Consider the following 13,074-nt stretch of genomic DNA (forward strand, 5'->3'; position numbering starts at 1 on the left):
GCGGCACGGGGCGCGGGAATCTCCCGGGACGTTCGTGCGTTGAAAGACATGACCGCCGAATCGGAATCCCCATCGACGTAAGGATCAAATGACCTCCTCTTCATCCCCTTCCCAGGACACGCAGCGCCTCGCGCACACATACGCCGAAGGTCTTCGGGCCGATGCCCTGATGGAAGAGGACGTCGCCTGGAGCCACGAGATCGACGGAGAGCGGGACGGCGACCAGTTCGACCGCTCCGAGCGCGCGGCCCTGCGCCGTGTCGCCGGTCTCTCCACCGAGCTCGAGGACGTCACCGAGGTCGAGTACCGACAGCTCCGTCTGGAGCGGGTCGTCCTCGTCGGCGTCTGGACCACGGGGACCGCCCAGGACGCCGACAACTCCCTCGCGGAGCTCGCCGCCCTCGCGGAGACCGCGGGCGCACTCGTGCTCGACGGCGTGATCCAGCGTCGCGACAAGCCCGACGCGGCCACCTTCATCGGTTCCGGCAAGGCCCTGGAGCTGCGCGACATCGTCGTGGAGTCCGGCGCCGACACCGTCATCTGTGACGGCGAGCTCAGCCCTGGCCAGCTCATCGCCCTGGAAGACGTCGTCAAGGTCAAGGTCGTCGACCGTACGGCCCTGATCCTCGACATCTTCGCCCAGCACGCCAAGTCCCGTGAGGGCAAGGCGCAGGTCGCGCTCGCGCAGATGCAGTACATGCTGCCGCGACTGCGGGGCTGGGGTCAGTCGCTGTCCCGTCAGATGGGCGGCGGCAAGGGCGGCGGCCTCGCCACCCGTGGTCCCGGTGAGACCAAGATCGAGACGGACCGGCGTCGGATCCGCGAGAAGATGGCGAAGATGCGCCGGGAGATCGCGGACATGAAGACCGGCCGCGAGATCAAGCGCCAGGAACGCAAGCGCCACAAGGTGCCCTCGGTCGCCATCGCGGGCTACACCAACGCCGGCAAGTCGTCCCTGCTCAACCGCCTCACAGGCGCCGGCGTCCTGGTCGAGAACGCCCTGTTCGCGACCCTGGACCCCACCGTCCGCCGGGCCGAGACCCCGAGCGGCCGTCTGTACACCCTGGCGGACACCGTCGGCTTTGTACGGCACCTGCCGCACCACCTGGTCGAGGCGTTCCGCTCCACCATGGAGGAGGTCGGCGAGTCCGACCTGATCCTGCACGTGGTGGACGGCTCGCACCCGAACCCGGAGGAGCAGCTGGCCGCCGTACGCGAGGTGATCAGGGACGTCGGCGCCACCGACGTGCCCGAGATCGTCGTGATCAACAAGGCCGACGCGGCGGACCCGCTGACGCTCCAGCGGCTGATGCGGATCGAGAAGCGTGCCATCGCGGTCTCGGCCCGTACCGGCCAGGGCATCACCGAACTGCTCGCCCTGATCGACAACGAACTGCCCAGGCCGTCCGTCGAGATCGAGGCGCTCGTGCCGTACACCCGCGGCAAGCTGGTCGCCCGCGCCCATGACGAGGGCGAGGTGATCTCCGAGGAGCACACGGCGGAGGGCACCCTGCTCAAGGTGCGGGTGCACGAGGAACTGGCCGCCGAACTCGCGCCGTACGTACCGGCACCCGTCGTGGCCTGAGCCTCGCAGCTCTCCTGAGAGGCCCGCCCCTTTCCGTTTCGAGAAGGGGCGGGCCTTCAGCGTGTTCAGGCCCACCGGCGTCCGTGGTCGACCGGGTGCTCGGGTGCTCGGGCGCTCTGAGTGGCCGGGGTGGCCGGGGTGGCCGGGGGCTCAGGGTGGCCGGATGCTCGGGTGGCTGGGTGGCTGGGTGGCTGGGTGGCTGGGTGGCCGGATGCCGTCACCGGCCCGCGAACTTGCGACTGACCGAGTCGTACACCCCCTCGGCCACCTCGCCCAGCCGGGGCCCGGCCAGCCAGCCCGCGTTCACCGGGCCGATCGAGGTGTTGGAGACCAGCGCCGGCTCACCGTCCGCCCCCTCCGCGACCCAGCCGCCCCCGGACGAACCGCCGGTCATGGTGCAACCGATCCGGTACATCGTCGGAGCCGACGCGTTGATCGACAGCCGTCCCGGCCTGTCCTGGCACTGGTACAGCGTCTCCCCGTCGAAGGGTGCCGCCGCCGGATAACCGCTGGCCGTGATGCTCTCCACCCGCGGCACCGCCGGCGCGGCGAAGTTGACCGGCAGTGCCGAACCCACCGTCTCCTCCAACGACTTGCCGCTACCACCCCCTTCCGGCGTCACATGGATGACGGCGAAGTCGTACGGCGCCCCGTCCCCTCCCGTCGGACCGCCCTGCGCGATCCACTGGTCCGAGGTCCCCGCCCAGTCGGCCCACCAGACGCCGTACGGAGCGAGCTCGTCCTCGGTCGCACCGGCCAACTCCTCCGCCCCGAGGGCCTGGTCGTTGTACGACGGCACGAACGCGAGGTTGCGGTACCAGCCGCCACTCCTGCCCGCGTGCACACAATGCCCCGCCGTCCACACCAAGTTGGACTTGCCCGGGTGCGCCGGGTCCGCCACGACCGTCGCCGAGCAGACCATCGTGCCTTCGGGGGAGTCGAAGAACACCTTGCCCGCCTCGGGGACGTTGTCGTGATACGTAGGCGACACGGCCTTCGCGTCCACCGGCGCCGGCTCCGGGTCGGTCACCCCCTGGTCACCCGAGAGGTCGCTCTCCTGGACACCGCGGCCGGGATCCTCGGCCCGCCGCATCCGCTCCGGGTCCCACAGGCCCTCGATGATGGGGTTGATGTAGTCCTGGGCCTCGCGCAGCCAGTCGTCCCTGTCCCAGTCCTTCCAGGCGCCGTCCTTCCACTTGTCGACATCGATCCCGTGCTCCTTGAGCCTGTCCCTGATGTCGTCCGGGATCGTGATCTTGCCGTCTCCCTCGGACGCGGCGGAGCCGGAGGCCTGCGCGTTCGCGTCCGGATCGCCCGAGCCGCAGCCGGTGGCGGTCAGCGCCAGCACCGAGACGAGGGCCAGGGCGGCGAGGACGGGAGAGGTTCTGCGGCGCGCGCCCCTTCCGCCTTCGCCGCGAGCGGTCAACAACAGCGGTTCGGATCGCATGCTCTGCCTCCCCCTGGTGTGGACGAACCCGGCGCCGGAACCGGGGACTTCCCGCGGACGGCCCGCGATCCACCCTCCAGCACAGTGCCCCGGAACGGCATCACACACTATGCGCCCGCTATGGGTTGCTTCCGACGGAACCGCAACAGTTTCGTCACGCCAAAGATCTTCGGACAACCCGTAACCCGTTGCACAGTCCGCGGTTGGTAGCGGTGGGGGCTTGCTGCCAGCGGACGGTGCGGTCCCCCGTGTCCCGGTCCCCGCCCCAACCCCCGGAGATTTCCCGGTGGTCGGGGCATCGATGTGCCGAGGAGTCGAGCAATGGGTCCCGGGGCTCCGTATGTCGGGGCGGGCGAGTCCGTGAAAGGGAACCGCTTGCCCCTGCACAGTGCGACGACGGGAGAACCATGGCCGTGACCGACACCGCACCCGGGGAGGCCACGGCGGGGTCCACCGCCGTCGCGCAACCGTCGCAGGCCCGCGCCGCGCAGGAGGGGATCCTGCGGCGCCAGTCGGCCCGCGAGTCCGCGGCGCGTACCTACGCCCGCGCCCTCCCGATCGTCCCCGTACGCGCACGCGGTCTGACCATCGAGGGCGCCGACGGACGCCGCTACCTCGACTGCCTCTCGGGTGCCGGCACGCTGGCCCTCGGACACAACCACCCCGTCGTCCTGGAAGCCATTCGCAAGGTCCTCGACTCGGGCGCCCCCCTTCAGGTCCTCGACCTCGCGACGCCCGTCAAGGACGCCTTCGTCACCGAACTGTTCCGCACCCTCCCTCCCGGGCTCGCCGACCGTGCACGTGTGCAGTTCTGCGGTCCGGCCGGCACCGACGCGGTGGAGGCCGCCTTCAAGCTCGTACGCGCCGCGACCGGCCGCAACGACGTGCTCGCCTTCGCCGGCGCCTACCACGGCATGACCTCCGGCGCGCGCGAGGCGTCCGGCCACGCCTCCGACGTACGGGTCGCCCGGCTGCCCTATCCGCAGGACTACCGCTGCCCCTTCGGCGTAGGCGGCCCGCACGGTGCCGAACTCGCCGCCCGCTGGACGCAATCCGTCCTCGACGACCCCAAATCCGGGGTGCCGCTGCCCGCCGGGATGATCCTCGAACCCGTCCAGGGCGAGGGCGGAGTCCTCCCGGCCCCGGACGAGTGGATGCGGCGCATGCGTCGGATCACGGCCGACCGCTCGATCCCGCTCATCGCCGACGAGGTGCAGACGGGGGTCGGGCGCACCGGCGCCTTCTGGGCGGTGGAGCACAGCGGCATCACCCCCGACGTGATGGTCCTCTCCAAGGCCATCGGCGGCAGCCTCCCCCTCGCCGTCGTCGTCTACCGCGACGACCTCGACGTCTGGCAACCCGGCGCCCACGCCGGCACCTTCCGCGGCAACCAACTCGCCATGGCCGCGGGCACGGCCACGATGGCCTACGTCCGCGAGAACGGCCTCACCACGCGCGCGGCATCGCTGGGGGCGCGGATGCTGGAGCAACTCCGTTCGCTGGCAAGGGAGTTCGCTGTGATCGGTGAGGTGCGGGGGCGGGGGTTGATGATCGGGGTGGAGATGGTGGAGGCGGAGGGCGATGCGGACGGGGAGGCGGAGAGCGCTGCGGATGGGGAGACGAAGGGGGAGGGGCGGGTCGGTGGGTTCGGTGACACTGCTGCTGGGGCTGCTGCCTGTACTGGGCCTGGTGAGGTTGATGGGCCCCCTGGGTTGTCGGAAACGGTCGGGATGGACAGCGCCGGTGATGTGAGCACGGCCCTGATGACCGGGGCCGCCCCATCCCCTCGGCCCGCCTCTCCGGCGCTTGCCGCCGCTGTGCAACGGGAGTGCCTCCGACGTGGACTGATCGTCGAGCTCGGCGGTCGTCACGCCAGCGTCGTCCGCCTGCTCCCGCCCCTGACGATCACCGATGAACAGGCGACCGCCGTCCTCGACCGCCTCGCCGACGCCGTGGCAGAGGTGGCCCGAGTCCACGGGCGTGGCGGTGTGAGGCCACAGCAGCGTCGAGGTTGGGGGCCGGGCCAGGAGGCGGGGTAGCTGCGGGGGCGGTCGCGACCACATCCGAAGCGGGATGTGTCTGCGGGCTCGGCCCCGGTTTCGTCCTCCGCCCTCGCGTAGGCCTCGGCGGCAGGAACGCGGCTGGCCGTCCGGATCGGATGCGGGTCGGAGGTGGAGCCGCATTCGACGCCGGCATCGGAATCGGGGCCAAGGCAGGAGCCCGAGTCCAGTCAGCCTCCGCAGCCGCCACCACCCCTCACGCCACAGGCCTGACCGCGCGCCGCCGGCCGAACCCTCCGAACGGCCGACGCTCTCCAGCGGATTGTTCAACGAAGTCCTCCCGAACACCGCTCACCTCCATCGACTCGACTACTCATCCAGCACGAATCCCGCAATCAGCCGCCCCGCCACCGGGACTGGCGCCCCCACCAGCACTGGCACCGGAACCGGAACCGGTCACGGAACAGCGACCTCAACCCGCTACCCCCGAGGCATCAACCTCGTGGAGCTACAACCGCCTGCGAGCCAGAACGACCCCCAGCCAGACCCCTGAGCCAGAACCACCCCCGAGCCAGAACCACCCCCGAGTCAGAACCACCCCCGAGGAACACCGAACGTGAACACCACCCCCACCCGCCACAACTCCACCCCCACGCATCCGCACAACAACTCCGGCACAGCCCCGTCCCCGCAGGGCCGCTCCCGCCCGGCCCGCACCCCGTCCCAGGGCGGCCCACCCGACCGGGAACATCTGCGCAGCACCACCGTCGATCCCCTGGACCACCCAGACCCCCACACCACGGCCGAAGCCGCGGCCGTCGAGAACCTCCTGCGCTGCTGGGTCCGCGAGACCGGCCTGTCTGCTCCCGTGAGCGGCCCCCTCCGCATCCCCCTCCCCGCTAGCGGTACATCCCTCCTCGTCCCTGTTCACTACTGGTCGCCGACGGGATGGCACCGCTTTGGCTTCCCCCGCCTCGCCAATGCCCCCGAACAAGCCCCGCCGGCCGACGCGGTGACCGTCGCCGCACTGCTCACCCGTGAGTCGATGCCGACACAGGCCCCGGCCCCCGTTTCCGCAGGCGGTGCCGAACTCGTGGCCCGCGTGGCCGACTCAGTCCGCCGCACCGCTACCTTCGTGCGTGAGCGCCGCAAGAACCCCGACGACGGCCCCGACCTCTTCCTCACGGCGGAACAGGCCCTCGTCCTCGGCCACCCCCTGCACCCGGCCCCAAAGAGCCGCGAAGGTCTCTCCGAAGCTGAAGCGGCTTGGTACTCACCCGAATTGCGCGGCTCCTTCCCTCTGCACTGGCTAACTGTCGCCCCCTCTCTCCTCGCCACCGACTCGGCCTGGACCGAACGCGGCCGCCCCGTCTCCGCCGCCCAGCTCACCCGGCGTCTGGCCGGCTCCGACCTGACGCTGCCCGACGGACACGCGCTTCTGCCGCTGCACCCCTGGCAACTCCGGGAGGTCCGGCACCGCCCGGAGACCGCGCCTCTCTTCGACAGCGGACTGCTCCAGGATCTGGGCCCCCACGGCCCCCACTGGTGTCCCACCTCCTCCGTACGCACCGTCCATCGCTCCGGCGCCCCCGCCATGCTCAAGCTCTCGCTGGGCCTGCGCATCACCAACTCCCGCCGCGAGAACCTGCGCAAGGAACTCCACCGGGGCGTCGAGGTGCACCGCCTCCTTCGCAGCGGCCTGGCCACTGAGTGGCAGGCGGCTCACCCGGGGTTCGACATCGTCCGCGACCCGGCCTGGCTCGCCGTCGACGGCCGTGACGGCACTCCCGTCCCCGGAATCGACGTAGTGATCCGGCACAACCCGTTCACCCCCTCACATGACGTCTCCTGCATCGCCGGACTTGTCTCACCCCGCCCTCACGCCCGAGCGGGCACCGCCGAGGACCGTCCGGACAGGGGGCGCCAGGACGGGGACTGCCGGGAGGCGGACCGGCCGACCTGGCGGTCCCGGCTGGGCGAAGTGGTCACGCGCCTCGCCGCCCGCACCGGCCGGCCCCGAGGTGCCGTCGCCACCGAGTGGTTCCTGCGCTACCTGGAACACGTGGTCCGCCCGGTGCTGTGGCTCGACGGGGAAGCAGGGATCGCGCTGGAGGCACACCAGCAGAACACCTTGGTCCTGCTGGACGGCGACGGTTGGCCCGTCGGCGGCCGTTACCGCGACAACCAGGGCTACTACTTCCGCGAGTCCCGACGGGCGGAACTCGACGCCCGGCTGCCCGGCATCGGGGTCCACAGCGACACCTTCGTCTCTGACGAGGTCACTGACGAGCGCTTCGCCTATTACCTCGCCATCAACAACGTCCTCGGCCTCATCGGGGCGTTCGGCTCCCAGGGCCTGGCCGACGAACGGCTGCTGCTCGCCGCCTTCCGGCGCTTCCTCGCCGACGTGGCCTCAGGGCCCGCCCGACTGCGCTCCACGCTTCCCGGCCGCCTGCTCGACGCGCCCGTCCTGCGTTGCAAGGCCAATCTGCTGACCCGTGTGCACGGCCTGGACGAACTCGTCGGTCCGGTCGACACCCAGTCCGTCTACGTCACCATCGCCAACCCCCTTCATTTCTGAGGAACATGACCCGCCCCGCCTTCTGAGAGGAGCGCCCCCGTGTCTCCCACCGACCCGACCGCCGACACCGTTTCCGCCCCCGGGCCCGATGTCGGCACCAGCACCTGCCCCGCTCCGGACGGGGCCGGGACGGTCGAGGGCGCCGACCGGAGCGCTGATCGGAGCACCGACCAGGAGGACACGCTGGACCTGCGCCTGCCGGACGAACTCGTCGCACTCTTCGAGACGGGAAATCCCGGCGCAGGCGATACCCACCCCCGAACTCACCCCCACACCAACACCGATGCCGAAGCCGGGCACGAGCACCAGAGTCGGGGCGACAAGCACCCAACGACTGTCCGATCCATCCAGGCCTGCGATGACCTGCTCGACTGCGTCGCCGAATGGGGACCGGTCACCACCCCGGTCGGCGTGTTCCAGCTCGTGCCCGTGCGCGTCGAGCGGGACCTTCCCCTCGTGTCCCGGTGGATGAACGACCCCGCCGTGGCCGCGTTCTGGGAGCTGGCCGGGCCCCAGGACGTGACGGAGGAGCATCTGCGCTCCCAGCTGACGGGCGACGGACGCAGCGTGCCCTGCCTCGGAGTGCTGGAGGGCACCCCGATGAGTTACTGGGAGATCTACCGGGCAGACCTGGATCCCCTGGCCCGTCACTATCCGGCCAGGCCGCACGACACCGGTATCCATCTCCTCATCGGAGGCGACACCGATCGGGGACGCGGTCGTGGCAGCACTCTTCTCAGAGCCGTCGCCGATCTCGTGCTCGACAACAGGCGCGCCTGTGCCCGAGTCGTCGCGGAACCCGACCTTCGCAACATTCCGTCCGTCACCGCCTTCCTGAGCGCAGGATTCCGCTTCTCCGCCGAGGTGAACCTGCCCGCCAAGCGGGCGGCCCTCATGATCCGAGACCGGTCCCTGCGCGATGTGATGTAGCAGCACGTCATCGCGCAAGCACTTTTGGTACACCGCTCGCGCCGAGTCGGTTCCCACCCACCACGGAACCTTTTCCGAAGCGCCCGGGACCACACGACCGCCGCCCCCCACCACCCGCCCCACCACTCCACGGGGTGACGATCGGTATCGGCCGCCGCCGTCGTATCGAAGTCGTCTCGATCAGCCCCGGCCAGTCCCGATCAGTCACCAGACATCCGCGACCAGCCCCCAGCCGGTCCCGACCAGACGAGCCCCGGTCGATTCCGAACCGGCTGGAGCCGATCCGATCTCCATCCGTTGCTTCTCCGAGGAGCCCCAGGTCTTGATCCCGCCCTTCGTCACCGCCTTGATCACCCCTTTGTCAGTCCCGGGTCGTAGGGTGGTCGCGCTATGACGAAGCCCTCACTCCCCGAACTCCTGCATGCTGCCGTCACTGCCGTCGGCGGTACGGAGCGCCCCGGCCAGGTGACCATGGCCGAATCCGTCGCGGAAGCGATCGACGACGGTTCCCACCTGCTGGTGCAGGCCGGCACCGGTACCGGAAAGTCGCTGGGCTATCTCGTGCCCGCGCTCGCACACGGGGAGCGGGTCGTCGTCGCCACGGCCACCCTGGCCCTGCAGAGACAGCTCGTCGAGCGCGACCTGCCGCGCACGGTCGATGCGCTGCACCCCCTGCTGCGCCGCCGCCCGGAGTTCGCGATGCTCAAGGGCCGGTCGAACTATCTGTGTCTGCACCGCCTCCACGAGGGTGTCCCGCAGGACGAGGAGGAGGGCCTCTTCGATCAGTTCGAGGCCGCCGCGCCCACCAGCAAGCTGGGCCAGGACCTGATCCGGCTGCGGGACTGGTCGCAGGACACCGAGACCGGTGACCGTGACGACCTCACGCCGGGTGTCTCCGACCGTGCCTGGGCGCAGATCTCCGTGTCCTCCCGCGAGTGCCTGGGAGCGACGAAGTGTGCTTATGGCGCCGAGTGCTTCGCCGAGATGGCCCGTGAGCGCGCCAAGCTCGCCGAGGTCGTCGTCACCAATCACGCGCTGCTCGCGATCGATGCGATCGAAGGCGCCCCCGTGCTTCCCCAGCACGAGGTCCTGATCGTCGACGAGGCGCATGAGCTCGTCTCCCGGGTCACCGGCGTCGCCACCGGCGAGCTCACCCCCGGCCAGGTCAACCGCGCGGTGCGCCGTTCCGCGAAGCTCGTCAACGAGAAGGCGGCCGACCAGCTCCAGACCGCGGCCGAGGGCTTCGAGCGGCTGATGGAGCTCGCCCTGCCCGGCCGCCTGGAGGAGATCCCGGAGGACCTCGGCTACGCGCTGATGGCCCTGCGCGACGCCGCCCGTACGGTCATCTCCGCGATCGGCGCGACGCGCGACAAGTCGGTCCAGGACGAGGACGCGGTCCGCAAGCAGGCGCTCGCCTCCGTGGAGTCGGTGCACGACGTGGCGGAGCGGATCACGAACGGCTCGGAGTGGGACGTCGTCTGGTACGAGCGTCACGACCGCTTCGGCGCCTCCCTGCGCGTGGCTCCCATGTCGGTGTCGGGCCTGCTGAGGGAGAAGCTGTTCGCGGACCGCTCCGTGGTCCTGACCTCGGCGACCCTGAAGCTGGGCGGCGACTTCAACGGCGTAGGAGCGTCTCTGGGGCTCGCTCCGGAGGGAGCAGAGGGTGATGACCTGCCGAGGTGGAAGGGGATCGACGTCGGTTCGCCCTTCGACTACCCCAGGCAGGGCATCCTCTATGTCGCCAAGCACCTTGCGCGTCCCGCGCGGGACGGTGACCGAGTCGACATGCTCGACGAGCTGACGGAGCTCATCCAGGCGGCCGGCGGCCGCACCCTGGGGCTCTTCTCGTCGATGAGGGCGGCCCAGCTCGCCGCGGAGGAACTGCGCTCCCGCATCCCCGAGTTCCCGATCCTCCTCCAGGGCGAGGAGACCCTCGGCGAACTGATCAAGAACTTCGCGGCCGACCCGAAGACCTGCCTCTTCGGCACGCTGTCTCTCTGGCAGGGCGTCGACGTGCCCGGCCCGAGCTGTCAGCTGGTGGTCATGGACAAGATCCCCTTCCCGCGCCCCGACGACCCCCTGATGAGCGCCCGCCAGAAGGCGGTCGAGGACGCGGGGGGCAACGGCTTCATGGCGGTCGCGGCCACGCACGCCGCGCTGCTCATGGCCCAGGGCGCAGGACGCCTCGTACGGGCCTCGGGGGACCGTGGCGTGGTCGCCGTACTGGATCAGCGGCTGGCGACGGCGCGGTACGGCAGCTATCTCAAGGCGTCACTTCCCGACTTCTGGTACACCACGGACCGTAACCAGGTCCGCAAGTCGCTGGCGGCGATCGACGCGGCGGCGAAGGCCACGGAAGCGGCGGAGCTCGCCGCCGAAGCCGAGAAGGCTCAGGCGGAGATCGGGTGAACGCCTGTTGGCCTGACTCGGTGCAGGGTCGGGCCAACAGAAGGTGGGCGGCGAGTCGCCGACGTTGAACAGTGCGCCGACGTGTCCCAGGCGTGGACAGCACAGGGCCCCGGAACCGGCGCAGGGGTTCCGGGGCCCGGTCTGGGCGGCAAGGTCGGCCGCGGCGCTCAGACGCGCCGCAGAACCGCGACTACCTTGCCGAGGATGGTCGCGTCGTCGCCCGGGATCGGCTCGTACGCGGAGTTGTGGGGAAGCAGCCAGACATGGCCGTCCTCGCGCTTGAAGCGCTTGACGGTGGCTTCGCCGTCGAGCATGGCGGCCACGATGTCGCCGTTCTCGGCGACGGGCTGGCGGCGCACGGTGACCCAGTCGCCGTCGCAGATCGCGGCCTCGATCATCGAGTCGCCGACGACCTTCAGCACGAACAGCTCACCGTCACCGACGAGCTGGCGGGGCAGGGGGAATACGTCCTCGACGGATTCCTCGGCGAGGATCGGACCACCGGCGGCGATCCGGCCCACCAGGGGGACGTACGACGCGGCGGGCTTGCCCGCGGTGTCCGTGGGCTGCACCGAGGTGCCCTGGTCGGAGCCGCGCACCTCGTACGCGCGCGGGCGGTGCGGATCACGGCGCAGGAAGCCCTTGCGCTCCAGTGCCATCAGCTGGTGTGCGACGGACGAGGTGCTGGACAGACCGACCGCCTGGCCGATCTCCCGCATCGATGGCGGGTAGCCGCGCCGCTGGACGGAATCCCTGATGACCTCGATCACCCGGCGCTGCCTGTCGGTGAGTCCCGAGCTGTCGGCCCGGATGCCTGGAGGTCGGCCCGGCAGGGAGCGCTTGTGCCCCTCGGGATTCACGGCTTCGTTCATCGCATGCACCGGCTCGAGTCGGCCCTGGGAACGGTCCTGGGCAGTGATGGTGGCACTGTCTGCGGTCGTGGTCACGTCGGCCCCTCTCGATGGTCTCCCTGCTGGACAACGGTAGTTGCTTTCGAAAGGTTGCGCCAAACACACGTTCGAGTGAAAAATCGCGAAGCGCCTGACGCGATCATGTGTCTGGGTGTATGGCTAACGCGCCGCCTGCCGAACAAAAGGGCACATTGCTGTACTCTTCACCGCCGGATGGCGACCTCGTGGGTCGTCGCCCCAGTCTGCCATCCAGGGCCGTGCAGGCCGGGTACCGGCTCCCATCTGTGCGGGAATCCCACGTCCCCTCCTTGTGGCGCCCACGGTATCTCCGCATGCGCCGCAGCGATACGCCTGTGCGTCGTGTTCGCCGGGCGCAGGGACGGCCGTACGGCACATGCCCATACAGGCGCGACGCGCGTGTACGGCGTGTATGCCGTGCCAATCCCTACATGTAGTGCTTGGATTGCTACAGCAGCCCAGAAGTTGTGGTCCCCCGGGTCTCCACGCCCGCCGCGATCGCCTATGCTTGGGGCTGCTTCGAGGGGCCCATGGGGCTCAGCGAGGCTATTGAGTCTGCTGTGAGGAGGGTTGGGAGTTCATGCACTGCCCCTTCTGCAGGCACCCCGACAGCCGCGTCGTCGACAGTCGTACGACCGACGACGGCACGTCGATCCGCAGGCGCCGCCAGTGTCCGGACTGCTCCCGTCGTTTCACGACCGTGGAGACGTGCTCGCTGATGGTGGTCAAGCGGTCCGGAGTCACCGAGCCTTTCAGCCGTACCAAGGTCATCAACGGCGTGCGCAAGGCGTGCCAGGGACGGCCTGTCACCGAGGACGCGCTCGCCCAGCTCGGCCAACGGGTCGAGGAGGCGGTGCGGGCCACCGGGAGCGCCGAGTTGACCACCCATGACGTGGGGCTGGCCATACTCGGTCCGTTGCAGGAGCTCGATCTCGTCGCGTATCTGCGATTCGCCTCCGTCTACCGGGCGTTCGACTCGCTCGAGGACTTCGAGGCCGCGATCGCGGAACTGAGGGAAGACACGGGACCCCCCGCCGCGGACGACGAGGACCGCGCAGAGGCTGTGGGCGCCGACGAGGCCGTCGCGGGGAGCCAGGAAGACGATCGCGGGCCCGGGGGGACTGCTCAGGTCCCCGAGCCCGCCCGCGCCGCCGACTGATCGGCGGGCCGGACCGGGCCAGCACCCCGGGCCG

Annotated in this window: 8 protein-coding genes; 6 read left to right on the top strand and 2 right to left on the bottom strand. The window is 70.3% G+C overall.

What is annotated here, in order from left to right; all coding sequences use genetic code 11:
- Window positions 1–88: 88 nt before the first annotated feature.
- On the top strand, window positions 89–1,585 hold the full coding sequence (hflX, locus tag M2163_RS35050) for a GTPase HflX (RefSeq protein ID WP_280848924.1): 1,497 nt from the start codon (window positions 89–91) through the stop codon (window positions 1,583–1,585).
- A 217-nt stretch (window positions 1,586–1,802) separates the two neighbouring features.
- On the opposite strand, the gene M2163_RS35055 is transcribed toward hflX, so the two are convergent.
- Window positions 1,803–3,032, bottom strand: coding sequence for a hypothetical protein (locus M2163_RS35055; RefSeq protein WP_280848923.1), 1,230 nt, complete (start codon window positions 3,030–3,032; stop codon window positions 1,803–1,805).
- A 407-nt stretch (window positions 3,033–3,439) separates the two neighbouring features.
- Between M2163_RS35055 and M2163_RS35060 the strand changes: the two genes are divergently transcribed.
- The 4 genes from M2163_RS35060 (at window position 3,440) to M2163_RS35075 (ending at window position 10,952) form a co-directional block, all read left to right on the top strand.
- The gene (locus M2163_RS35060) at window positions 3,440–5,071 is read left to right on the top strand and encodes a diaminobutyrate--2-oxoglutarate transaminase family protein (RefSeq protein ID WP_280895961.1); all 1,632 of its coding nucleotides are present in this window, start codon (window positions 3,440–3,442) and stop codon (window positions 5,069–5,071) included.
- 712 nt (window positions 5,072–5,783) lie between these two features.
- Window positions 5,784–7,613 (top strand): IucA/IucC family protein, encoded by a 1,830-nt coding sequence (locus M2163_RS35065; protein WP_280897360.1) that lies wholly within the window; start codon window positions 5,784–5,786, stop codon window positions 7,611–7,613.
- 39 nt (window positions 7,614–7,652) lie between these two features.
- Window positions 7,653–8,543 (top strand): GNAT family N-acetyltransferase, encoded by an 891-nt coding sequence (locus M2163_RS35070; protein WP_280895962.1) that lies wholly within the window; start codon window positions 7,653–7,655, stop codon window positions 8,541–8,543.
- Between the two features lie 390 nt (window positions 8,544–8,933).
- Complete coding sequence (locus M2163_RS35075) at window positions 8,934–10,952, top strand: ATP-dependent DNA helicase (protein ID WP_280895963.1); 2,019 nt, start codon at window positions 8,934–8,936, stop codon at window positions 10,950–10,952.
- A 167-nt stretch (window positions 10,953–11,119) separates the two neighbouring features.
- Here M2163_RS35075 and lexA read toward each other — a convergent pair whose 3' ends face one another.
- The gene (lexA, locus tag M2163_RS35080) at window positions 11,120–11,899 is read right to left on the bottom strand and encodes a transcriptional repressor LexA (RefSeq protein ID WP_280848918.1); all 780 of its coding nucleotides are present in this window, start codon (window positions 11,897–11,899) and stop codon (window positions 11,120–11,122) included.
- 562 nt (window positions 11,900–12,461) lie between these two features.
- Here lexA and nrdR point away from each other — a divergent pair.
- Complete coding sequence (gene nrdR, locus M2163_RS35085; RefSeq protein WP_280895964.1) at window positions 12,462–13,040, top strand: transcriptional regulator NrdR; 579 nt, start codon at window positions 12,462–12,464, stop codon at window positions 13,038–13,040.
- Window positions 13,041–13,074 lie beyond the last annotated feature (34 nt).

The organism is Streptomyces sp. SAI-135, from assembly GCF_029893805.1.
In the GTDB taxonomy this organism is placed as follows: Bacteria; Actinomycetota; Actinomycetes; order Streptomycetales; family Streptomycetaceae; genus Streptomyces.

Bases quoted from the DNA above. Each gene is read 5' to 3' on its own strand.
- hflX (WP_280848924.1), top strand. From the start codon at position 89: ATGACCTCCTCTTCATCCCCTTCCCAGGACACGCAGCGCCTCGCGCAC.
- M2163_RS35055 (WP_280848923.1), bottom strand. From the start codon at position 3,032: ATGCGATCCGAACCGCTGTTGTTGACCGCTCGCGGCGAAGGCGGAAGG.
- M2163_RS35060 (WP_280895961.1), top strand. From the start codon at position 3,440: ATGGCCGTGACCGACACCGCACCCGGGGAGGCCACGGCGGGGTCCACC.
- M2163_RS35075 (WP_280895963.1), top strand. From the start codon at position 8,934: ATGACGAAGCCCTCACTCCCCGAACTCCTGCATGCTGCCGTCACTGCC.
- nrdR (WP_280895964.1), top strand. From the start codon at position 12,462: ATGCACTGCCCCTTCTGCAGGCACCCCGACAGCCGCGTCGTCGACAGT.